Below are 20,128 nucleotides of genomic sequence, written 5' to 3'. Positions count from 1 at the left end.
GTCCGCGCCCTGCCGGCGGCCCCGAGGGCGGCGCCTGCGCCCCCGTCGTACAGTCGGGCGCCATGAGTTCGCACCACCAGGATCTCTCGCCGTTCCTGCACCCGCACGCCTTCGCCGACGAAGGCGTCGCCCGGCGCGAGAAGGCGCTGCTGCAGGTGACACTGCTGACGCTGGTGACGATGGCCATCGAGGTCGGCGCCGGCTGGTGGACCGGCTCGCTGGCGCTGCTGGCCGACGGCTGGCACATGGGCACGCACGCGCTGGCGCTGGGCGGCGCAGTGCTCGCCTACCGGCTGGCCCGGCGGGCCTCGGCGCACGGCGGCTACGCCTTCGGCGGCTGGAAGATCGAGGTGCTGGCGGCCTACACCAGCGGCCTGCTGCTGCTGGCCGCCGCCGCGGGCATCGCCTGGGACGCGATCGCCACGCTGCGCGAACCGCGCCCGATCGCCTTCGGCGAGGCGATGGGCGTGGCGCTGCTCGGGCTGGTCGTCAACCTCGTCAGCGCCTGGCTGCTGTCGCGCGGCGGGCACGACCACCACCATCACCACGACCACCACCATGGCCACGCGGACGATCACGACCACGATCACGACGACCACCCTCACGGCCACCACCACCACGACGCCAACTTCGGCGCCGCCTACCTGCACGTGCTCGCCGACCTGATGACCTCGGTGCTGGCGATCGCCGCGCTGGCCGGCGGGCTGTGGGCCGGCTGGCGCTGGCTGGACCCGGCAGTGGCCCTGCTGGGCGCGCTGGTCGTCGGCCAGTGGGCGCTGGGCGTGCTGCGGCAGAGCTCGAGCGCGCTGGTCGACGCCACCGCCGACCCCGAGATCAGCGGCCGCATCCGCACGCTGATCGAAGCCGACGGCGACGCCCGGCTGTCGGACCTGCACGTCTGGCAGGTCGGCGCGCAAGCCTGGTCGGCGGCCATCGCGATCGTCGCCGACCGGCCGCTGCCGGCGGCCGTCTACCGCGCGCGCCTGGCCGAGATCGCACCGCTGCGCCACGTGACGGTCGAGGTGCACCGCTGCGAAGGCTGCGGCGACGGCTGCCCGCGCGGGTAGAGCCGTCTCACTAGAGTTAACGGCTGCAGGCCGCCCGACCTGCGCCAAGATTGACGAGGGCACCCCCCGAACGACGAGGAGCGACGATGGCAAGCAAGAAGGCCCCGACGGCAGTGAAAGCCGCGACGAAGAAGGCGGCGAAGCCCGCCCGCAAGACGGCCGACGCCGAACGGCCCGACAAGGCGATGGCCGGCGCAGTGCGCGACTCGGCGCAGCAGATCTGGCTGGCCGGCATGGGCGCCTTCGCCAAGGCGCAGGAAGAAGGCGGCCGCGTCTTCGAGGCCCTGGTCAAGGAAGGCGTGCACCTGCAGCGCAAGACCCAGGCCGTCGCCGAGGAGAAGCTGGGCGAGGTCACCGACCGCATGTCGGCGATGGCCGGCAGCGTCACCGCACGCGCCGGGCAGAACTGGGACAAGCTCGAAGCGATCTTCGAGCAGCGCACCGCCAAGGCCTTGTCGCGCCTGGGCGTGCCGACGGCCAAGGACGTGCAGGCGCTGGTCGACCGGGTCGACGCGCTGGCCGCCGCCGTCGAGCGCCTGAACGCCGCCGCGGCACCGGCCAGGCCCGCCCCCGCGCCGCGCAAGACCGCGCGCAAGGCCGCCGCCAAGCCCGCGCCGGTGGCCGAAGCCCCGGCCGCCACGGCCGCTGCCGAAGCGCCCGCCGAGGCGCCGGCCCCGGCGAAGAAGCGCGTGCGCCGCGCCAAGACCGCCTGATCACCCTCTGAACGGAGCGGGGCCCAGGCCCGCCACGGGCCGCGTCGCCCCGGCAAGCGATGACGACAACCGATTCCAAGCGCATCGGCCTGGCCCTCGCCGGCGGCGGCCCGCTGGGCGCGATCTACGAGATCGGCGCCTTGTGCGCGCTCGACGAGTCCTTCGTCGGCGTCGACTTCACGCGGCTGGACGGCTACGTCGGCGTCTCCGCCGGCGGCTTCATCGCCGCCGGGCTGGCCAACGGCATCACGCCGCGCCAGCTCTGCACCTCGTTCATCCTCAACCAGGGGCCCGACGACGACGTCATCCACCCGGGGCTGTTCGTGCAGCCCGCCTGGCGCGAGTACGCGCGCCGGCTGGCGATGCTGCCGGCGCTGGTGGCGCACGCCGCCTGGGACTACGCCTTCGAGCGCCGCTCGCTGCTGACCGCGCTCGAACGCCTGGGCCGCGCCTTGCCGGCCGGGCTGTTCGGCCACGAGGCGCTGGAGCGCCAGGTCGCACGCATGCTGTCGGCGCCGGGGCGCAGCAACGACTTCCGCCAGGTCGCGCGGCCGCTGGTCATCGTCGCCACCGACCTCGACAGCGGCCAGTCGGCGCCCTTCGGCCGGCCGGGCTGGGAGCACGTGCCGATCTCGCGCGCGGTGGCCGCCAGCGCGGCGCTGCCCGGGCTGTTCCCGCCGGTGCCCATCGACGGCCGCTGCTACGTCGACGGCGCGCTGAAGAAGACGCTGCACACTCGCGTGCTGCTCGACCTGGACATGGACCTGGTGCTGTGCCTGAACCCGCTCGTGCCTTTCGAGTCGGGCCACCTCGGGCGCCACGCGACGCCGACGGCACGCGCCGGCCAGCGCATCCCGCGCCTGGCCGACGGCGGACTGCCGGTGGTGCTGAGCCAGACCTTCCGCACGCTGATCCACTCGCGGCTGGAACTCGGCATGCGCGGCTACGAGCAGACCCACCCGGACACCGAGATCGTGCTCTTCGAGCCCGACCAGCGCGACCCGGAGATGTTCCTGGCCAACACCTTCGGCTACTCGCAGCGCCGGGCGATGGCCGAACACGCCTATCAGCAGACGCGTGCCGACCTGCGTGCGCGCCGCGAGACGCTGGCGCCGCGGCTGGCCGCGCACGGCATCCGCCTGGACGACGCCGCGCTCGACGACGAGACGCGCCGGCTGATCCCGTTGAAACGCCGCGAACGCCCGGCGCGCGGCGCCACCGCGAAGGCTATGCGCCGCCTGGACGAGGTGCTCGACGAGCTCGAACGCCGGCTGGCCGCCGCGCGCTGACTCAGCCCAGGTACCGCGCCTCGAGGTGGGCGCGGAAGTGCGCCGGGTTGAGCACCTCGCCGCTGGCGCGGCGCGCCAGTTCGTCGGTGCTCCAGCGGCTGGCCTGGGTCCAGATGTTGTCGCGCAGCCAGTCGAAGACCGGCGCCAGCTCGCCGGCGGCGATGCGCGCATCCAGGTCGGGCATCCCACGGCGCATCGCCGCGAACCACTGCGCGGCGTACATCGCGCCCAGCGAGTAGCAGGGGAAGTAGCCGATCAGCCCCAGCGGCCAGTGCACGTCCTGCATCGGGCCGTCCTTGAAGTTGCCGCGCGTGTCCACGCCCAGCAGCTCGGCCATCTTGGCGTCCCACAACGCCGGGATGTCCTCGACCTCGATCTCGCCTTCGACCAGCGGGCGTTCGATCTCGTAGCGCAGGATCACGTGCGCCGGGTAGCTCACCTCGTCGGCGTCCACGCGGATGAAGCCCGGCTTCACGCGCGTCAGCAGCTTCTGCAGGTTGGCCGGGGCGAAGGCCGGCTGCTCGCCGAAGGCCGCGGCGATGCGCGGCGCCATGCCGGCGACGAAGCCCGGGTGGCAGCCGAGCTGCATCTCGAAGGACAGCGACTGGCTCTCGTGGATGGCCATCGACCGCGCCTCGGCCAGCGGCTGGCCCAGCCACTCGCGCGGCAGGTTCTGCTCGTAGCGCGCGTGGCCGGTCTCGTGCACCGTGCCCATCAGGCTGCCGAGGAACTCGTCGTCGCGGAAACGTGTCGTCAGGCGCACGTCCTCGGGCACGCCGCCGCAGAACGGGTGCGTGCTGACGTCCAGCCGGCCGGCGTCGAAGTCGAAGCCCAGCAGGCGCATCGTCTCCTCGCAGAGCCGGCGCTGCGCGTCGCGGGCGAACGGGCCTTGGGGCACCAGCACGGTCTCGCGCGACTGGCGTTCGACGACCTTGCGGATCAGCCCCGGCAGCCACTGGCGCAGCTCGCCGAAGACGCGGTCGACCTGGGCCGTCGTCAGCCCGGGCTCGTAGCGGTCCATCAGCGCCTCGTAGCGCGACACGCCCAGCGTGTCGGACAGCAGCGCGGCTTCCTCGCGCGCCAGCGCGACGACTTCCTTCAGCTTGGGCACCAGGCCGGCCCAGTCGTTGGCCTCGCGCTGCGTGCGCCAGGCGTGCTCACAGCGTGCGGTGGCCATCTGCTGGCGTTCGACGAGGTCGGTCGGCAGCACGTTGGCGGCACGCCAGCGGCGGCGCATCTCGCGCAGGTTGGCGCGGCGCGGCTCGTCCAGCGGCTCGGCTTCGGCGGCCTGCAGGCGCGCGGCCAGCGCCGGGTCGGTGACGATGCCGTGCAGCAGCGCGGCCATCTCGGCCATGGCCGCGGCACGCGCCTCGTTGCCCTTGGGCGGCATGTTGGCCGACTGGTCCCAGCCGGCGATGGATTGCAGGTGTCCCAGGCGGTGCAGACGGGTCCAGGTGGTGGCGAGCGCGTCGTAGGCGGGCGTGGCGGTCATTCAGGTGTCCGGAATCGAGCAGGCGGCGATTCTGCCGCCCGCGGTCAATAGGCGAGCTTGCCCGGGAAGGCCCAGACCAGGGCCCCGGTCATGACGAGATAACGCAGGAACTTGCCGACGGCCATGTAGAACACGCAAGGCCAGAACGGCAGCTTCAGCCAGCCGGCCACCGCGCACAGCGGGTCGCCGACGATCGGCAGCCACGACAGCAAACAGGCCTTGGCGCCGAAGCGGCGCAGCCACTGCAGCGGCCGCGCCTCGCTGGGCCGGCGGTGCGTCGCGTGTTCGTAGGCGACTTCGCTGCCGTAGCCCATCCACCAGGTGATCGCGCCGCCGACGGTGTTGCCGGCAGTGGCCACCAGGATGGCCGGCCAGAACAGCGTGGGGTCGAGCTTGATCAGGCCGAAGACCGCGGGTTCGCTGCCCATCGGCAGCAGCGTGGCCGACACCAGGGCGACGACGAAGACCGTCGACAGGCCGTACTGCGGCAACGCCAGCGCCGCCAGCAGCGCGGAGAACCATGCTTCCATCTCGCCGCCGATTATCCGCCCGGCCTCCTCAGGACTGGGGAGGCCCCGGTGCCGGCCGGTATACTCTTGCCTCCTTTTTCAGCACCCCCCGATGATGAGACTCGGCGCTTTCGAGCTGCCGAATCGCCTGTTCGTCGCCCCGATGGCCGGGGTCACCGACCGGGCATTCCGCAAGCTGTGCAAGCGCCTGGGCGCTGGCTACGCCGTGAGCGAAATGATCACGTCGCGGCCGGATCTGCGCGATTCGCGCAAGACTTCGCGCCGCGCCGACCACAGCGGCGAAGGCGCGCCGATCGCGGTGCAGATCGCTGGCACCGAGCCGGCGATGATGGCCGACGCCGCGCGCCACGAGATCGACCGCGGCGCGCAGATCGTCGACATCAACATGGGCTGCCCGGCCAAGAAGGTCTGCAACAAGTGGGCGGGCTCGGCGCTGATGCAGGACGAGGCGCTGGCGATCGCGATCGTCGAGGCCGTCGTCGGCGCCTGCGCGCCGCTGGGCGTGCCGGTGACGCTGAAGATGCGCACCGGCTGGTGCGCCGCCGAACGCAACGCGCTGCGCCTGGCGCGTGCCGCCGAGGCCGCCGGCATCGCGATGGTCACCGTGCACGGGCGTACCCGTGAACAGGGCTATCAGGGCCAGGCCGAGTACGACACGATCGCCGCCGTGAAGGCCGCGCTCGCGATTCCCGTCGTCGCCAATGGCGACATCGACTCGCCGGCCAAGGCCGCCGCGGTGCTCGCACGCACCGGCGCCGACGCCTTGATGATCGGCCGCGCCGCGCAGGGCCGGCCGTGGATCTTCCGCGAGATCGCGCACTACCTGGCCACCGGCACGCTGCTGGCGCCGCCGGCCACGCACGAAGTGCGCGGCTGGCTGCTCGAGCACCTGGAAGAGCACTACGCGCTGTACGGCGAGCACGCCGGCGTGCGCAGCGCGCGCAAGCACATCGGCTGGGCCGTGCGCGGCCTGCCCGGCGGCGAGGACTTCCGCGCCGCGATGAACACCATCGCCGAAGCCGGCGCGCAGTGGCGCGCCGTCGACCGCTGGTTCGCCGAACTGGCCGAACATCACCCGCAGCTGCCCTGCGCGACAGCCGCCAACGACGACCTCGTCGTCAGAAGCGCATGAGCAAGAAACACATCGACGAGTGCATCCGCGCGACGCTCGAACAGTACTTCAAGGACCTCAAGGGGACCGAGCCGCACGACATCCACGCGATGGTGCTGGCCGCCGTCGAGAAGCCCATGCTCGACGTCGTCATGAAACATGCCGACGGCAACCAGAGCAAGGCCGCCGAGTGGCTGGGCATCAACCGCAACACGCTGCGCCGCAAACTTCTCGAACACAAGCTGATCTGAGACCACCGATGACCACCGCCCTCCTCTCCGTATCCGACAAGACCGGCATCGTCGACTTCGCGCGTGCGCTGCACGGCCTGGGCGTCAAGCTGCTGTCCACCGGCGGCACCGCCAAGCTGCTGGCCGAATCCGGCCTGCCGGTCACCGAGGTGGCCGAGGTCACCGGCTTTCCGGAGATGCTCGACGGCCGCGTGAAGACGCTGCACCCGCGCATCCACGGCGGCCTGCTGGCGCGCCGCGACGTGCCGGCGCACATGGCGGCGCTGGCCGAGCACGGCATCGGCACGATCGACCTGCTGGTCGTCAACCTCTACCCCTTCGCGCAGGCGACGGCCAAGGCCGACTGCACGCTGGCCGACGCGATCGAGAACATCGACATCGGCGGCCCGGCGATGCTGCGCGCGGCAGCCAAGAACTGGACCGACGTCGCCGTCGTCATCGACCCGGCCGACTACGAGCGTGTGCTCGCCGAACTGGCCGCCGGCGCGACGACGCGCAGCACGCGCTTCATGCTCGCCAAGAAGGTCTACGCCCACACCGCGGCCTACGACGGCATGATCACCAACTACCTGACGGCGCTGGAGCCCGGCGTCGAGGACGCGCTGGAAGCGGTGCCGGCGAAGACCGAGTACCCGGCGGTCTTCAACCTGCAGCTCACGCGCACCCAGGCCCTGCGCTACGGCGAGAACCCGCACCAGAGCGCCGCCTTCTACCGCGACGCCAAGCCGGCCGAAGGCACGCTGTCGGGCTGGACGCAGCTGCAGGGCAAGGAACTCAGCTACAACAACATCGCCGACTCCGACGCCGCCTGGGAGTGCGTGAAGACCTTCGACGTGCCGGCCTGCGTCATCGTCAAGCACGCCAACCCCTGCGGCGTGGCGATCGGCGCCGACTGCGCCGAGGCCTACGCCAAGGCCTTCAAGACCGACCCGACCTCGGCCTTCGGCGGCATCATCGCCTTCAACCGCGAGCTCGACGAAGCCGCCGCGCAGCTCGTCGTCAAGCAGTTCGTCGAGGTGCTGATCGCGCCGAAGATCAGCGCCGCGGCGCGTGCGGTCTTCGCCGGCAAGCAGAACGTGCGCCTGCTCGAGGTGCCGCTGGCACGCGCGATGAACACGCTGGACTTCAAGCGGGTCGGCGGCGGCGTGCTGCTGCAGAGCCAGGACGCGAAGAACGTCGAGCCGGGTGAGCTGCGTGTCGTCACGACGCTGGCACCGACGCCGGCGCAGATGGAAGACCTGCTGTTCGCCTGGAAGGTCGCCAAGTTCGTCAAGAGCAACGCCATCGTCTTCTGCGGCGGCGGCATGACGCTGGGCGTGGGCGCCGGCCAGATGAGCCGCGTCGACAGCGCACGCATCGCCGGCATCAAGGCCGGCAACGCCGGTCTGACGCTGGACGGCTCGGCCGTGGCCAGCGACGCCTTCTTCCCGTTCCGCGACGGCCTGGACGTCGTCGTCGATGCCGGCGCCACCTGCGTCATCCAGCCGGGCGGCTCGATGCGCGACCAGGAGGTCATCGACGCCGCGAACGAACGCGGCATCGCGATGGTGCTCACGGGCACCCGCCACTTCCGCCACTGACGTCTGCCGGGGCCGCAAGGCCCCGGACCTCTCCCGATGGCTTCAAAAGCCGACCTGATGGGCTTGCTGCTGACGGCACTCGTGCGGCTGATCACCGGCGCCCAGGGGCACTGGAAAGGCTGTCCGCCGAAGGCCGAGCAGCGCATCTACTTCGCCAACCACCAGAGCCATCTCGACTGGATGCTGATCTGGGCGGCGCTGCCCAGCGACCTGCGCGCGACGACGCGCCCGATCGCGGCGCGCGACTACTGGACCTCGTCGAAGTTCAAGGCCTGGCTGACGCGCGAGGTGTTCCACGCCGTCTACGTCAGCCGCCAGCGCAGCGAGGACCAGGACCCGCTGGAGCCGCTGGTCGAGGTGCTCGACGCCGGCGACTCGCTGGTCATCTTCCCGGAAGGCACGCGCAGCAACAAAGGGCTGCCGCAGCCGTTCAAGACCGGGCTCTACCACCTCGCCGAGCAGTTCCCCAACGTGCAACTGATCCCCGCCTGGATCGACAACGTCAACCGCGTGATGCCCAAGGGCGAAGTGGTGCCGGTGCCGATCCTGTGCACCGTGACCTTCGGCGCGCCGATCCAGCTCGAACCGGGCGAGGACAAACGCGCCTTCCTCGAACGCGCCCGCGAGGCCGTCGTCGCGCTGCGCCCGCACCTGAGCTGAGATGGGACACCTGCGAGCGCTCACCGTGGACCAGCAGGTCGGCCTGCTGTTCGTCATCCTGTTCGGCGCGCTGATCGTCGTCAGCGCGATCTCGGGCCTGGTGATGCTGCGCCGCTCCGAAGAGGAGGGCAGCAGCCGCCACATCCGCGTGAAGGCCGAGCTGCGCGCGATCTGGGCCGGCGCGATCGTCTTCTGGCTGGCCTGGGTCTCGGGCGCGCTGGGGGCGACGCTGCTGTTCGCGGTGTTCTCGTTCTTCGCCTTGCGCGAGTTCATCACCATCGCGCACACCCGGCGCAGCGACCACCGCAGCCTGATCCTGTCGTTCTTCATCGTGCTGCCGGCGCAGTACCTGCTGGTCGGATTCCGCACCTTCGACCTGTTCACGGTCTTCATCCCGGTCTACGTGTTCATCGCGATCCCGGTGATCAGCGCGCTGGCCGGCGACCCCGAGCGCTTCCTGGAGCGCAACGCGAAGATCCAGTGGGGCGTGATGGTCTGCGTCTACGGCCTCAGCCACGCGCCGGCGCTGCTGCTGCTGGAGTTCAAGAACTACGAGGGCCGCGGCGCCTTCCTCGTGTTCTTCCTCGTCGTCGTCGTGGCGACCGCGCAGCGCACGCAGGAAGGCGCGTCGCGCTGGCTGCGGCGGCGGCCGGTGGCGCGCCACATCGACCGCTCGTTCTCCTACCGCGCCTGGGCGATCGGCGCGACCACCGCCGCCATCGTCGGCGCCGCGCTGTACTGGACGACGCCGTTCAAGGCCGGCCAGGCGCTGGTGATGGCCTTCATCGCCGCCGGCGCCGGCAGCTTCGGCGAGTTCGTCATGAAGGCGCTGAAGAAGGACGCCGGCGTGCCGTCCTGGGGCAACCGCAGCGCGATCACCGGCGCCGTCGGCCTGCTCGACCGCGTCGCGCCGCTGTGCTTCGCGGCGCCGGTGTTCTTCCACTCGGTGCGCTGGTACTTCCAGTTCCGCGGCTAACGCGCGGCGGTCGCGATCAGTTCCGACTCGGTCCGCACGACGCGGCCGGCGGCGTCGAAGACGACGGTCACCTCGACCGGGCGGCCGTCGGCGCCGCGTTCGGTGTAGACGGCGCGCGTGGCGCCCGGCGCCGTGCCGGCACAGGCCGCCACCAGGGCGGCGGCAGCGAGACCCGGGACGAGCGCGGCAGGAAAAGCGATGCGGGATGTCATGGCAGTCTCCTTGACTCCAGCTTCGTCGCCCGGCCCGGCCGGCGCCGTCGGCCGTCGGCCCCGCGACCGGTCGGACACGGCCGACGCCGCGCGCCCGCCACGTCCGACCCCGCCTGCGGACGGGATTTGAGCCTCGCTACACTGCCTCGGGGCCGCTGCGCCGGCTGCGACCAAGGAGAAGCCGTTGATCATTCGGGTGGGCATCGTCGACGACCACGCCATCGTGCGTACCGGGCTGCGCCAGTTCCTGTCCGAGCAGGTGGACCTGCGTGTCACCGGCGAGGCGGCCAACGGGACCGAGGCGCTGGATCTCGTGCGCCGCGGCGAGGTCGACGTGCTGCTGATGGACCTGTCGATGCCCGGCCAGAGCGGCGTCGACGCGCTGGCCGCGATCCGCGCCCGCGCCGCCGAGCTGCCGATCCTCATCCTCAGCGGCTTCCCCGAGACGCACTACGCGACGACGCTGCTGCGCCAGGGCGCCAGCGGCTACCTGAACAAGGAGTGCGACCCCGAGGAGATCGTCAAGGCGATCCGCACCGTCGCACGCGGCCGGCGCTACATCACCAGCCAGGTCGCCGAGCTGCTGGCCGACACGATGGCCGGCGGCACCGACAAGCTGCCGCACGAGTCGCTGTCCGAACGCGAACTGCAGGTCTTCCTGCGCCTGGCCAAGGGCGAGACGGTGGGCCACATCGCCGAGAGCATGTTCCTCAGCGTCAAGACGGTCAGCACCTACCGCACCCGGGTGCTGGAGAAGCTCAAGCTCGCCAGCAACAGCGACCTCACCTACTACGCGCTGAAGAACGGGCTGATCCAGTAGCCCGGCCGGCTCAGGCCGGCGGCGGCGGCAGCGCGGCGCAGTAGTTGATCAGCGCGTCGATGTCGCGCGACTTGTCGAACACCCGCACCGCACCCAGGTCCAGACACTGGCGCGCGAGGTCGGGCGAGGCGTAGTTCGTCAGCACCACGCGCCGCAAGGGGCTGCCGGCGTCGCGCAGCGCACGCAGGATGCCGGTGCCCGAGCCGGTGCGCAGGAAGATGTCGAGGATCGCCAGGTCGCAGCCGTTGGCCGGGTCGCCCAGCCAGCGAAGCGCGCCGGCCTCGTCGTCGGCCCAGCCGACGACCTTGAGCGGCACCAGTTCCTCCAGTGCCGACACGAGGTTGTCGCGGATGACGGGGCTGTCCTCGACGACGAAGGCTCTGATCAAGGACATCGGGGGCGTGGGAGTGATGGGGCGTGGCCGTCGCAGCGGCTTCTTTGCGGCCCAGTCTATCGAGCCCGGCACGCCGGCCGCGTAGGACGGCGCTGACATCATGGCGCGACCTCGGGCGGACGTGCCCGCCGCGCCACGGCCGATGGTGGCCTCGGGCGCCGGCACCGACCATCGACCTCGAGGCCCGTTCCGCGGGCCACGACAGGAGCCGCGATGAGCACCACCCTGCACGACACCGAGACCTCGGCGCTGCGCCGCGACGCCGCCCGCGCCGAAGCCGACGCCGCCCGCGCCCGGGCGGACGCCGAGGCGATGAGAGCCCGCCGCCCGCTGCCCCGGCGCCGCTGGCCTGGGCTGCTGGCCGCCTTGCTGGTCGGCGCCGCCATCGGCGCGCTGCTGATGTCCAACCACTACGACGACCGCACGCTGGGCCAGCGCCTGGACGCCGGCCTGGCCGCCGCCGGAGACCAGGTGCGCGGCGGCACCGCCGAGCTGCGCCAGGACGCCCGCGAAGCCGCCCGCGACGGCGCGCTGGCGACCGAACGCGCCACCGCCAACGCCGCCGGCGCGGTGGGCGATGCGCGCATCACCACCGCGGTGAAGGCCGCGCTGGCCACCGACCCGGCCTTGAGCGCGCTGCGCATCGACGTCACGACCGAAGCCGGCGTCGTGCGCCTCGAAGGCCCGGCGCCCGACGCCGCCGCGCGCGAGCGCGCGACGACGCTGGCCGCGGCACCCGACGGCGTCGTGCGCGTCGACAACCGGCTGGTGGTCGGCGGCGCGGCGCGCTGAAGGCCGGCAGGGGGCGTCTGAGATACTGCGGGCCGCGCCGCCCCCCGGCGGCCCGCCCCATGCGCATCCTCGGAATCGACCCCGGCCTCCAACGCACCGGCTTCGGCGTCATCGACGCCGACGGCCCGCGGCTGGCCTACGTCGCCAGCGGCGTCATCGACACCGCCGAAGCGCCGCGCGGGGACCTGCCGCTGCGGCTGAAGATCATCTTCGAAGGCGTCGCCGAGGTCGTCTCGCGCTACGAGCCCGAGGCCGCGTCGGCCGAGATCGTCTTCGTCAACGTCAACCCGCAGAGCACGCTGCTGCTCGGCCAGGCGCGTGGCGCCGCGCTGGCGGCGCTGGTCTCGGCAGGGCTGCCGGTGGCCGAGTACACCGCGGTGCAGATGAAGAAGGCCGTCACCGGCCACGGCCTGGCGGCCAAGGCCCAGATCCAGGAGATGGTCAAACGCCTGCTCGCGCTGCCCGGCGTGCCCGGCAAGGACGCCGCCGACGCGCTGGGCCTGGCGATCGCACATGCCCACGCCGGCGGCACGCTGGCCGCGCTGGCCGAAGCCACGCCGCTGGCGCGCCGCGCCCACGCACAGTACCGCCGCGGCCGCGCCTACCGCGCCGCGCCCCCACGGAGAAGCCGATGATCCCGAACACCGCCGAAGACCCCGTCGCCACGCGCTGGCTCGACATCGCGCCCGGCTTCGCCGCTTACCTGGCGCTGCCGCCCGCGGGCCGCGGCCCGGCGATCGTGCTGTTCCAGGAGATCTTCGGCGTCAACACGCACATCCGCGCCGTCGCGCGCCAGTGGGCGCTGGACGGCTTCATCGTGCTCGCGCCGGACCTGTTCCACCGCCGCGCGCCGCGCATCGAGCTCGGCTACTCCGGCGACGACCACGCGCAAGGCATGGCGCTGCACCAGGCCTACACGCACGAGGAGCAGCTCGCCGACGTCGCCGCCGCGATGGCCGCGGCGCGGGCGCTGCCCGAAGCCGCGGGACAGCGCTGCGGCGCGCTCGGCTACTGCATGGGCGGCCGGCTGGCCTTCTTCGCCGCCGCGACCGCCGGCGCCGACGCCGCGGTGGCCTACTACGGCGGCCGCATCCAGGACCATCTGGCGCTGGCGCCGCAGGTGAAGGCGCCGATCCAGTTCCACTACGCCGGCGACGACGCCTACATCCCGCCGGCGGCCGTCGACGCGGTGCGGGCCGCGTTCGCCGGCCACGACGGCGCCGAAGTGCAGGTCTACCCCGGCACGCCGCACGGCTTCAACTGCTGGTCGCGCGAGAGCTACGAGCCGCGTGCCGCGGCGCTGGCGCACGGGCGTGCGCTGCAGTTCCTGGCAGCCGCGCTGAACGGCTGATTCAGTCGCCCAGCCGCGGCTCGCCGCGGCGTTCGGCGCGCGCCAGCAGCATCTGCGTCTGCGGCCCGGCGATGCCATCGACCGCGAGGCCGCGCGCACGCTGGAAGTTGGACACGCGGCGTGCGATCGACGCGGCGTCGGCGTCCTCGGCCGGCTCGCCGTCGAGCGCATGCAGCCGGCGCGCCAGCGTGTCGGCGGCCGCCGGCGGTTTCCACAGCGTCGCGAAGTCGCCGCGCCACCAGCGCGCCAGCGCCAGCAGCGGCACACGTTCGCGGTGCTCGCCGAGCTGCAGCGTCGCGCTGTCCTCGGACAGGCCGACGAGCAGCACGTGGGCGCTGCGGCCGCGTTCGTCGATCAGGTGCAGCAGGCCGGGACGGTCGAGCTGGCGCAGCGTCGGCAGACCGACGCGCCCGCTCCAGCAGGACAGGCCGGTGGCCGCCAGCGCCGCGCAGGGTTCGCCGGCGGCCGGCGTCGCGCCCCACAGCCGCGCCAGCGCGCGCCAGGCCAGCGCTTCGTCGGCAGCCAGCGGCGTGAACCAGGCCTCGGACGACGGTGCCGAAGCGGCCGCGGCAGCCTCGACCGCCGGCGCGGTCTCGGGCGCCGAGGCCTGCGACGCCGCGGCGATGGCCACGGGGGCCGCCGAGGCCGGTGCGGGCACGGGCGCTGCCGCCACCGCCGGCTTCGCCGCCGGCGCCGGGTCGCGCCAGGCCGGTGCCAGAAGCAGCCCGCCGGCGATGGCCGCGGCGACGCCGGCGCCGAAGGCCCACGTCGCCGCCGTGCCGCCGGCAACGGCCGGCGCCGGGGCGAGCGCCGGGGCCGGCGCGTGGCGCGCGGCCGGCAGCACCGGCGGCCCGGCGACGTCGTGCGCGGCGCGCTCCAGGATCTCGCGGCCGATGCGGCGCGTGCCGGTCTCGGCGGCGATCGCCAGCGCGCGGTCGCAGAGCACGTTGATGCGCCGCGGCACGCCGCCGCTGAAACGCTGCACCAGGCCCAGCGACTCGCCGTCGAAAGGCAGCGCGCCTTCGTAGCCGGCGACCGCCAGGCGGTGCTCGATGTAGGCCGCGGTCTGGGTCTCCGACAGCGCGCCGAGGTGGAAACGGACGACGATGCGCTGCGCCAGCGGCTCCAGCTCGGGCCGCGTCAGCATCTCGCGCAGCTCGGGCTGGCCGATCAGCAGCACCTGCAGCTTGCGGCCGCTGGAGTCCAGGTTGGTCAGCAGGCGCAGCTGCTCCAGCACCTCGTGCGACAGCGCCTGCGCCTCGTCGATGACGATCAGCGTGCGCCGCCCCTGCGCATGCGCCAGCAGCAGATGGCCGTGCAGCGCGTCGATCATGTCCACCGGGCCGTCGCCGGCCGGCAGCTCGACCTGCAGGTCCTCGAAGACGCGCGCGATCAGCGCGTCGACGCCCAGCTTCGGGTTGACGACGCTGGCGACGTCGACGTTGGACGGCAGCTGCTCCAGGAACGTGCGCCAGAGCGTCGTCTTGCCGGCACCGATCTCCCCGGTCAGCAGCACGAAGCTCGCGCCGCGCGCCAGGCCGTAGTTCAGCAGCTCCAGCGCTTCGCGGTGCTGCTCGGCGGGGTAGAGGAAACGCGGATCGGGCGCGATCGAGAAAGGCTCGCGCGCCAGGCCGAAGAAGGACTCGACGTTCATGGCGCGGCGAGCATAACCGCCGCGCTACGCGCTACAGCATCAGCGCCAGGCGTTCGAGGATCAGCACGGCGAAGAAGCCGATCGCCGCCAGCACCGTCCATTTGACGATGACGATGCCGCGCCGCCGCCAGCCGGCCTGGCCGGTGGCGATGTACATCGCGAAGCAGAGCAGCCCGGCCAGCAGCAGCAGGCCGAAGACGAGACGGAAGATCAGCATCGGCCCCGCGTCACCAGGCCGGTGCCAGCTCGGCGAAGCCGCGCGGGGCGTCGCTCTCGCGCTCGAAGCTGACGATCTCGTAGGCGCTCTGGTCGGCCAGCAGCTTGCGCAGCAGCTTGTTGTTCAGCGCGTGGCCGCCCTTGAAGGCGGTGTAGCTGGCCAAAAGCGGCTTGCCGGCGACGTGCATGTCGCCGATCGCGTCGAGGATCTTGTGCTTCACGAACTCGTCGTCGTAGCGCAGGCCGTCGGCGTTGAGCACGCGGTACTCGTCGACGACGATGACGTTGTCCATGCTGCCGCCCAGCCCCAGGCCGCGCGAACGCATCATCTCGACGTCCTTCGTGAAGCCGAAGGTGCGCGCACGCGCGATGTCGGTCTTGTAGCGGCCGCTGCCGAAGTCGAACTCGTGGCGCTGGCCGGTGGCGTCGAGCGCCGGGTGGTGGAACTCGATCTCGAAGCTCAGCTTGTAGCCGTGGTAGGGCTCCAGCCGCGCCCACTTCAGCGACGCGCCCTCGCCTTCGCGCAGCTCGACCGGCTTCTTCACGCGCAGGAAGCGCTTGGGCGCGTTCTGCAGCTGGATGCCGGCGCTCTGCAGCAGGAAGACGAAGCTCGCCGCCGAGCCGTCGAGGATCGGCACCTCCTCGGCGGTGATGTCGATGTAGACGTTGTCCAGCCCGAGGCCGGCGCAGGCCGACAGCAGGTGCTCGATGGTCTGCACCTTGGGCGCGCCGGGGTCGCCGTCGGGGCTGATCGTCGTCGCCATGCGCGTGTCGCTGACGGTGTCGGGGCGCACCGGGATGTCCACCGGCACCGGCAAGTCGGTGCGGCGGAAGACGATGCCGGTGTCCGGCGGGGCCGGGCGAAGGGTCAGCTCGACCTTCTGCCCGCTGTGGACACCGACGCCCACGGCCCTCGTGAGGCTCTTCAGGGTGCGCTGTTGGATCATCTCCGTATTGTCCCGCATGGGCGGCGCCCCGGGTGGCGCCGGGTCAACATCGCCGTAATTGGCGAAATTGATGGAAATACCCTCACCCCAGGCTAAAGCCGGTGCACTTCCTGGCCGATAGGCCGGCTAATCCCCAAAGGCCGAAGGGCTGGACATGAGCTTTTTCCGTGATCTCCGTATCGGCGCACGTCTGGGTGTCGCCTTCGTCGCCGTGCTGCTGATGATGGTCGCCACGCTGGCGCTGGCCGGCTGGACGATGGCCGGCATGCACGCGCGCACCGAGCACATCGCCGTCACCGAGTACCGCAAGGTGGCGCTGGTCGGCGCCGCACTGGACAACGTGCGCGGCAGCATCGGCCGCGTGATGCAGATCGTCGGCGACACCAGCCCGGAGCGCCTGGGCAAGGCGCGGGAACGGCTGGAGGCCAACGTCAAGACCTTCGACGACGCGATGGCCGAACTGAAGCCGCTGCTCGACGACGCCGAAGCCGTGGCGTTGTTCGACAAGGCCGAGGCGGCGCGCCAACGCTACAAGTCCGAGGTCGCCCAGGTCTTCAAGACCGTCGAGAACGCCGACGAAGGCGCCGCCGCGGCGCAGCTCTTCGGCGTCACCTACGAGTCGCTGCACGCCTTCGCCGGCGCGCTGCGCGATCTGCAGAAGTTCAGCCAGAAGGCGATGCAGGACGCCACCGAAGAGGACGCCGCGGCCTACGCCCGGGCGCGCGTGATGATGATGGTCGCCGCCGCGCTGGCGCTGGGCACCGGCGCGCTGCTGGCCTGGCTGATCACGCGCTCGATCACCGTGCCGCTGAACACCGCCGTCGAGGTGGCCGACCGCGTCGCCGCCGGCGACCTGAGCAGCCGCATCCCCGAAGGCGGGCGCGACGAGACCGGCCACCTGCTGAACTCGCTGGCGCGCATGAACGCCGCGCTCGTCGAGCTGGTCGGCCAGCTGCGCGGCGCCGCCGATTCGATCGCCACCAGCAGCTCCGAGATCGCCACCGGCAACGGCGATCTGAGCCGGCGCACTGAGTCGCAGGCCAGCAGCCTGCAGCAGACCGCCGCGTCGATGGAGGAACTGGCCTCGACGGTGCGCAGCAACGCCGAGACCGCCGGCGAGGCCGCGCGCCTGGCCGCCGAGACCAGCACCGGCGCCGGCGCCGGCGGCGAGGCGATGCAGCGCGTCGTGGCGACGATGCAGGAGATCGGCAGCAGCTCGCAGCGCATCGGCGACATCATCGGCACGATCGACGGCATCGCCTTCCAGACCAACATCCTGGCGCTGAACGCCGCGGTGGAAGCGGCGCGCGCCGGCGAGCAGGGCCGCGGTTTCGCCGTCGTCGCCGGCGAGGTGCGCTTGCTGGCCCAGCGCAGCGCCGAGGCTGCGCGCGAGATCAAGACGCTGATCGGCCAGAGCCGCGACACGGTCGAGTCGGGCAGCCGGCAGGTCGCCGACGCCGGCGAGCGCATCGCCGCCATCGTCGCCCAGGTCGAACGCGTCAACACGCTGGTCGGCGAGATCGGCAATGCCAGCCAGGAACAGCGTGCCGGCATCGACCAGGTCGGCCAGGCCGTCACGGCGCTGGACGACGTGACGCAGCAGAACGCCGCGCTGGTCGAGCAGAGCGCCTCGGCCGCCGAGAGCCTGCACCGCCAGGCCGAGGCGCTGCAGGCGCTGGTGGCGCGTTTCCGCCTGCAGTCGGCCTGATCAGCGGCGCAGCGCGCGCACCCAGCGCGCCGCGTCATCACGCAGGCCCGCCAGGTCCAGACCGGGAACAGCGTCGTCCTCGACGACGACGCGCCCGGCGACGACCAGCGCCTTGAGCGGCGTGCGCCCGCCGCTGGCCACCGGCGCCACGGCCGGGTCGTGCAGGCCGAAGTGGCGCGGCTCGCGCAGGTCGTAGACCGCGAAGTCGGCGCCCTGGCCCACAGCCAGCGTGCCGACGCCGTCCAGCCCCAGCACGCGCGCGCCGCCGGCGGTGCCGACGTGCACCACGTCCTCGACCGTCATCGCCCCGGCATGGCCGCCTGGCTGGCCGGCGAAACGGCCCGAACGCGGGTCGGCGCGGTGCGTCAGCCAGCAGGCGTGGGCTTCGCTCAGCATGTCGCAGGCTTCGTTGGACGCCGCGCCGTCGACCGCCAGGCCGACCGGCACGCCGGCGGCCAGCGCCTCGGGAATGCGCGCGATGCCCGAGCCCAGGCGGGCGTTGCTCTGCGGGCAGTGGGCGATGCCGGTGCCGGTGTCGGCGCAGCGGCGCAGCTCGTCGTCGTCCAGGTGCACCATGTGCGCGTACCAGACGTCCGGGCCCAGCCACTCGTGGCGCTCGGCGAACTCGATCGGCGAGCAGCCGTGGTGCTCGCGCGCCCAGCGCAGGTAGTCGTCGGTCTCCGACAGATGGCTGTGTAGGCGCAGCCCCAGGCCGCGCGCGTGGCGCGCGATCTCGCGCAGCTCGCCGGAGGTGCAGCTGGTGTGCGGCGTCGTGATCGCGCTGACGACGCGCCGCATCGCGTGCGGCGAGGGGTCGTGGAACCGTGCCGCGTCGTGTTCGACGCCGGCCAGGAACTGCTCCAGCGTCTCGGGCACCGCCTCGGGCGGGGCGTCGGCGCTGGGCAGGGTCTGGCCGCCGCGGCAGAGCACGAAACGCAGGCCCAGACGCTCGGCTTCCTCGAAGCAGACCGCCGACGGGTCGTAGTCCATGCCCGGGTAGACGTGGTACTGGTGGTCGGCCACCGTGCCGCAGCCCGACAGCGCCAGCTCGACGAGGCCGACGCGCACCGCGACGCGGAACGCGTCCTCGTCGCGGAAGCCGGCGCGGTAAGGCACCGTCACCGCACCCAGCCAGGGCACCAGCGGCAGGTCGATCGCCTCGGGGATGCCCTTGAGCAGGCTCTGGAACAGGTGGTGGTGGGTGTTGACCCAGGCCGGGTAGACGATGCAGCCGGCGGCATCGAGCACACGTTCGCCGGGTTCGGGCTCCAGCGAGCCGATCGCGGCGATGCGGCCGGCGCGCACGCGCAGGTCCACCGGCCCGCGCACGCGCATCGCGTCGCGGCGGCCGGTCCACAGTTCGGCGGCGCCGCGGACGAGGAAGTCGGTCATGGGAGGGAGGCAGGGACGGGAACGGCGGCGAGTATCCGCCCGCCGCGCCGGCCGTCCCGTGCGCTGGCTCAGCCGACCGTCGTGCGCCGGTACATCTCGGCCAGGTGCTCGCCGGCGGTGATCGGCGCGTAGCGTGGCGGGTGCGCGGCGTCGACGCAGCTCGGCAGCGGCGAGACCACGGCGTCGACGTCCAGGTCGAAGAAGTAGGCGATCGACCAGCGCTCGATGCCGACGCGGCGAGGCACGACGCGGTGCATCGTCGAGCGCCAGCGGTCGTTGGTCCAGCGCCGAGTCATGTCGCCGATGTTGACGACGAAGGCGCCGGGCACCGGCTCGACGTCCAGCCAGCGGCCGTCGGCACGCTGCACCTGCAGGCCGCCGGCGTCGTCCTGGGCCAGCAGCGTCAGCGCGCCCCAGTCGGTGTGCGCGCCGCAGCCGATCTGCCCGGGCAGCACGACGGCCGGTGCCGGCGGGTAGTGCAGCAGCCGGGTGACGCAGGTCGGCTGGCGCGTGTAGGCGTCGAAATGGCCCGCTGGCAGCGCCAGCGCCAGCTCGAACAAGCCCATCATGCGCGCGGCCAGCGTGCGCAGCGCCGCCGAGTACGCGTCGAGCGCGGCGCGAAAGCCCGGCACCAGCGCTTCGTCGGGCCACTGGTTGGGGCCCAGCGCCTCGACGCCGAGGTAGAAGCTCTCCTTCAGATCGGCCGGGCGGTTGGGGTCCAGCGCCTGCCAGCCCACCGGGTCGAAGCCGCGCTGCAGCGGCCAGTGGTCGATGTGCCAGCGGCGCTTGTCGGCCTCGGCCAGCGCAAAAAAGCGCCGGCTGGCGTCGAAGGCGGCGGCGATCACGGCCTCGGGCACGCCGTGGCCGGTGACGGCGACGAAACCGTCGGCGCGCAAGGCCTCGTCCAGGCGGCGCGCCAGCTCGGCCGGTGGCGCGGAGTCGAGATCGAGCAGCAGGATAGACATCGTGATCG

The 20,128-nt window shown here is 72.5% G+C and carries 22 protein-coding genes; 13 read left to right on the top strand and 9 right to left on the bottom strand.

The window, feature by feature from the left end; translation table 11 throughout:
* Positions 1–62: 62 nt before the first annotated feature.
* From dmeF to RGE_RS05020, 3 genes are all read left to right on the top strand, one after another.
* Positions 63–1,067 (top strand): CDF family Co(II)/Ni(II) efflux transporter DmeF, encoded by a 1,005-nt coding sequence (gene dmeF / locus RGE_RS05030; RefSeq protein WP_014427240.1) that lies wholly within the window; start codon positions 63–65, stop codon positions 1,065–1,067.
* An 86-nt stretch (positions 1,068–1,153) separates the two neighbouring features.
* On the top strand, positions 1,154–1,780 hold the full coding sequence (locus RGE_RS05025; protein ID WP_014427239.1) for a phasin family protein: 627 nt from the start codon (positions 1,154–1,156) through the stop codon (positions 1,778–1,780).
* Positions 1,781–1,839: 59 nt separating this feature from the next.
* Complete coding sequence (locus RGE_RS05020) at positions 1,840–3,069, top strand: patatin-like phospholipase family protein (protein ID WP_014427238.1); 1,230 nt, start codon at positions 1,840–1,842, stop codon at positions 3,067–3,069.
* Between the two features lies 1 nt (position 3,070).
* On the opposite strand, the gene RGE_RS05015 is transcribed toward RGE_RS05020, so the two are convergent.
* Both RGE_RS05015 and RGE_RS05010 read right to left on the bottom strand, forming a co-directional pair.
* Complete coding sequence (locus tag RGE_RS05015) at positions 3,071–4,561, bottom strand: carboxypeptidase M32 (protein WP_014427237.1); 1,491 nt, start codon at positions 4,559–4,561, stop codon at positions 3,071–3,073.
* A gap of 44 nt (positions 4,562–4,605) precedes the next feature.
* On the bottom strand, positions 4,606–5,091 hold the full coding sequence (locus tag RGE_RS05010; protein ID WP_014427236.1) for a YqaA family protein: 486 nt from the start codon (positions 5,089–5,091) through the stop codon (positions 4,606–4,608).
* Between the two features lie 94 nt (positions 5,092–5,185).
* Here RGE_RS05010 and dusB point away from each other — a divergent pair, with 94 nt between their 5' ends.
* From dusB to RGE_RS04985, 5 genes are read left to right on the top strand one after another with little or no spacing between them, the layout of a single operon-like run.
* Complete coding sequence (gene dusB, locus RGE_RS05005; RefSeq protein WP_014427235.1) at positions 5,186–6,223, top strand: tRNA dihydrouridine synthase DusB; 1,038 nt, start codon at positions 5,186–5,188, stop codon at positions 6,221–6,223.
* Positions 6,220–6,453, top strand: a complete 234-nt coding sequence (locus RGE_RS05000; protein ID WP_014427234.1) for a Fis family transcriptional regulator — start codon at positions 6,220–6,222, stop codon at positions 6,451–6,453. The genes dusB and RGE_RS05000 overlap by 4 nt, the downstream gene beginning before the upstream one ends.
* A gap of 8 nt (positions 6,454–6,461) precedes the next feature.
* Positions 6,462–8,033: a bifunctional phosphoribosylaminoimidazolecarboxamide formyltransferase/IMP cyclohydrolase gene (gene purH, locus RGE_RS04995; protein ID WP_014427233.1), complete on the top strand. Its 1,572-nt coding sequence runs from the start codon at positions 6,462–6,464 to the stop codon at positions 8,031–8,033.
* Between the two features lie 36 nt (positions 8,034–8,069).
* A complete protein-coding gene (locus tag RGE_RS04990) occupies positions 8,070–8,693 on the top strand; it encodes a lysophospholipid acyltransferase family protein (RefSeq protein WP_014427232.1) in 624 nt (207 codons plus the stop codon).
* A 1-nt stretch (position 8,694) separates the two neighbouring features.
* A complete protein-coding gene (locus RGE_RS04985) occupies positions 8,695–9,669 on the top strand; it encodes a phosphatidate cytidylyltransferase (RefSeq protein ID WP_014427231.1) in 975 nt (324 codons plus the stop codon).
* On the opposite strand, the gene RGE_RS04980 is transcribed toward RGE_RS04985, so the two are convergent.
* Positions 9,666–9,881, bottom strand: coding sequence for a hypothetical protein (locus RGE_RS04980; protein WP_043783822.1), 216 nt, complete (start codon positions 9,879–9,881; stop codon positions 9,666–9,668). The genes RGE_RS04985 and RGE_RS04980 overlap by 4 nt on opposite strands.
* A 187-nt stretch (positions 9,882–10,068) precedes the next feature.
* Between RGE_RS04980 and RGE_RS04975 the strand changes: the two genes are divergently transcribed.
* Positions 10,069–10,701: a response regulator gene (locus RGE_RS04975; RefSeq protein WP_043784718.1), complete on the top strand. Its 633-nt coding sequence runs from the start codon at positions 10,069–10,071 to the stop codon at positions 10,699–10,701.
* A gap of 10 nt (positions 10,702–10,711) precedes the next feature.
* On the opposite strand, the gene RGE_RS04970 is transcribed toward RGE_RS04975, so the two are convergent.
* Complete coding sequence (locus RGE_RS04970) at positions 10,712–11,095, bottom strand: response regulator (RefSeq protein ID WP_043783820.1); 384 nt, start codon at positions 11,093–11,095, stop codon at positions 10,712–10,714.
* Positions 11,096–11,308: 213 nt separating this feature from the next.
* Between RGE_RS04970 and RGE_RS04965 the strand changes: the two genes are divergently transcribed.
* The 3 genes from RGE_RS04965 to RGE_RS04955 are packed head-to-tail and all read left to right on the top strand — an operon-like array spanning position 11,309 to position 13,238.
* Positions 11,309–11,887, top strand: a complete 579-nt coding sequence (locus tag RGE_RS04965) for a BON domain-containing protein (RefSeq protein ID WP_014427227.1) — start codon at positions 11,309–11,311, stop codon at positions 11,885–11,887.
* A gap of 59 nt (positions 11,888–11,946) precedes the next feature.
* Positions 11,947–12,522 carry a crossover junction endodeoxyribonuclease RuvC gene (ruvC, locus tag RGE_RS04960; protein WP_014427226.1) on the top strand — a complete coding sequence of 192 codons (576 nt, stop codon included), beginning with the start codon at positions 11,947–11,949 and terminating at the stop codon, positions 12,520–12,522.
* A complete protein-coding gene (locus RGE_RS04955; protein WP_014427225.1) occupies positions 12,519–13,238 on the top strand; it encodes a dienelactone hydrolase family protein in 720 nt (239 codons plus the stop codon). Before ruvC ends, RGE_RS04955 begins: the two co-directional genes overlap by 4 nt.
* A 1-nt stretch (position 13,239) precedes the next feature.
* On the opposite strand, the gene RGE_RS04950 is transcribed toward RGE_RS04955, so the two are convergent.
* The 3 genes from RGE_RS04950 to lpxC are packed head-to-tail and all read right to left on the bottom strand — an operon-like array spanning position 13,240 to position 16,055.
* Positions 13,240–14,892 (bottom strand): ExeA family protein, encoded by a 1,653-nt coding sequence (locus RGE_RS04950; RefSeq protein WP_014427224.1) that lies wholly within the window; start codon positions 14,890–14,892, stop codon positions 13,240–13,242.
* Positions 14,893–14,923: 31 nt separating this feature from the next.
* Positions 14,924–15,109 (bottom strand): hypothetical protein, encoded by a 186-nt coding sequence (locus RGE_RS04945; RefSeq protein ID WP_014427223.1) that lies wholly within the window; start codon positions 15,107–15,109, stop codon positions 14,924–14,926.
* Between the two features lie 10 nt (positions 15,110–15,119).
* The gene (gene lpxC / locus RGE_RS04940; RefSeq protein ID WP_014427222.1) at positions 15,120–16,055 is read right to left on the bottom strand and encodes a UDP-3-O-acyl-N-acetylglucosamine deacetylase; all 936 of its coding nucleotides are present in this window, start codon (positions 16,053–16,055) and stop codon (positions 15,120–15,122) included.
* A gap of 154 nt (positions 16,056–16,209) precedes the next feature.
* On the opposite strand from lpxC, the gene RGE_RS24890 reads away from it, so the two are divergent.
* Entirely contained in the window at positions 16,210–17,763 is a 1,554-nt protein-coding gene (locus RGE_RS24890) for a methyl-accepting chemotaxis protein (protein WP_014427221.1), read from the top strand.
* On the opposite strand, the gene RGE_RS04930 is transcribed toward RGE_RS24890, so the two are convergent.
* Entirely contained in the window at positions 17,764–19,155 is a 1,392-nt protein-coding gene (locus tag RGE_RS04930) for an amidohydrolase family protein (RefSeq protein WP_014427220.1), read from the bottom strand.
* Positions 19,156–19,223: 68 nt separating this feature from the next.
* Positions 19,224–20,120: an isopenicillin N synthase family dioxygenase gene (locus RGE_RS04925; RefSeq protein WP_014427219.1), complete on the bottom strand. Its 897-nt coding sequence runs from the start codon at positions 20,118–20,120 to the stop codon at positions 19,224–19,226.
* Between the last annotated feature and the right edge of the window lie 8 nt (positions 20,121–20,128).

The organism is Rubrivivax gelatinosus IL144 (assembly GCF_000284255.1).
Lineage (GTDB): Bacteria > Pseudomonadota > Gammaproteobacteria > Burkholderiales > Burkholderiaceae_C > Rubrivivax > Rubrivivax gelatinosus_A.
Note: the sequence above shows the minus strand (reverse complement) of the source record. Positions and strands in the feature narration are given on the sequence as shown.

What these genes read in the sequence shown, in the direction of transcription:
- dmeF (WP_014427240.1), top strand. Translation starts at nt 63, where the DNA reads ATGAGTTCGCACCACCAGGATCTCTCGCCGTTCCTGCACCCGCACGCC.
- RGE_RS05025 (WP_014427239.1), top strand. Translation starts at nt 1,154, where the DNA reads ATGGCAAGCAAGAAGGCCCCGACGGCAGTGAAAGCCGCGACGAAGAAG.
- RGE_RS05020 (WP_014427238.1), top strand. Translation starts at nt 1,840, where the DNA reads ATGACGACAACCGATTCCAAGCGCATCGGCCTGGCCCTCGCCGGCGGC.
- RGE_RS05015 (WP_014427237.1), bottom strand. Translation starts at nt 4,561, where the DNA reads ATGACCGCCACGCCCGCCTACGACGCGCTCGCCACCACCTGGACCCGT.
- RGE_RS05010 (WP_014427236.1), bottom strand. Translation starts at nt 5,091, where the DNA reads ATGGAAGCATGGTTCTCCGCGCTGCTGGCGGCGCTGGCGTTGCCGCAG.
- dusB (WP_014427235.1), top strand. Translation starts at nt 5,186, where the DNA reads ATGAGACTCGGCGCTTTCGAGCTGCCGAATCGCCTGTTCGTCGCCCCG.
- RGE_RS05000 (WP_014427234.1), top strand. Translation starts at nt 6,220, where the DNA reads ATGAGCAAGAAACACATCGACGAGTGCATCCGCGCGACGCTCGAACAG.
- purH (WP_014427233.1), top strand. Translation starts at nt 6,462, where the DNA reads ATGACCACCGCCCTCCTCTCCGTATCCGACAAGACCGGCATCGTCGAC.
- RGE_RS04990 (WP_014427232.1), top strand. Translation starts at nt 8,070, where the DNA reads ATGGCTTCAAAAGCCGACCTGATGGGCTTGCTGCTGACGGCACTCGTG.
- RGE_RS04985 (WP_014427231.1), top strand. Translation starts at nt 8,695, where the DNA reads ATGGGACACCTGCGAGCGCTCACCGTGGACCAGCAGGTCGGCCTGCTG.
- RGE_RS04980 (WP_043783822.1), bottom strand. Translation starts at nt 9,881, where the DNA reads ATGACATCCCGCATCGCTTTTCCTGCCGCGCTCGTCCCGGGTCTCGCT.
- RGE_RS04970 (WP_043783820.1), bottom strand. Translation starts at nt 11,095, where the DNA reads ATGTCCTTGATCAGAGCCTTCGTCGTCGAGGACAGCCCCGTCATCCGC.
- RGE_RS04965 (WP_014427227.1), top strand. Translation starts at nt 11,309, where the DNA reads ATGAGCACCACCCTGCACGACACCGAGACCTCGGCGCTGCGCCGCGAC.
- ruvC (WP_014427226.1), top strand. Translation starts at nt 11,947, where the DNA reads ATGCGCATCCTCGGAATCGACCCCGGCCTCCAACGCACCGGCTTCGGC.
- RGE_RS04955 (WP_014427225.1), top strand. Translation starts at nt 12,519, where the DNA reads ATGATCCCGAACACCGCCGAAGACCCCGTCGCCACGCGCTGGCTCGAC.
- RGE_RS04950 (WP_014427224.1), bottom strand. Translation starts at nt 14,892, where the DNA reads ATGAACGTCGAGTCCTTCTTCGGCCTGGCGCGCGAGCCTTTCTCGATC.
- RGE_RS04945 (WP_014427223.1), bottom strand. Translation starts at nt 15,109, where the DNA reads ATGCTGATCTTCCGTCTCGTCTTCGGCCTGCTGCTGCTGGCCGGGCTG.
- lpxC (WP_014427222.1), bottom strand. Translation starts at nt 16,055, where the DNA reads ATGATCCAACAGCGCACCCTGAAGAGCCTCACGAGGGCCGTGGGCGTC.
- RGE_RS24890 (WP_014427221.1), top strand. Translation starts at nt 16,210, where the DNA reads ATGAGCTTTTTCCGTGATCTCCGTATCGGCGCACGTCTGGGTGTCGCC.
- RGE_RS04930 (WP_014427220.1), bottom strand. Translation starts at nt 19,155, where the DNA reads ATGACCGACTTCCTCGTCCGCGGCGCCGCCGAACTGTGGACCGGCCGC.
- RGE_RS04925 (WP_014427219.1), bottom strand. Translation starts at nt 20,120, where the DNA reads ATGTCTATCCTGCTGCTCGATCTCGACTCCGCGCCACCGGCCGAGCTG.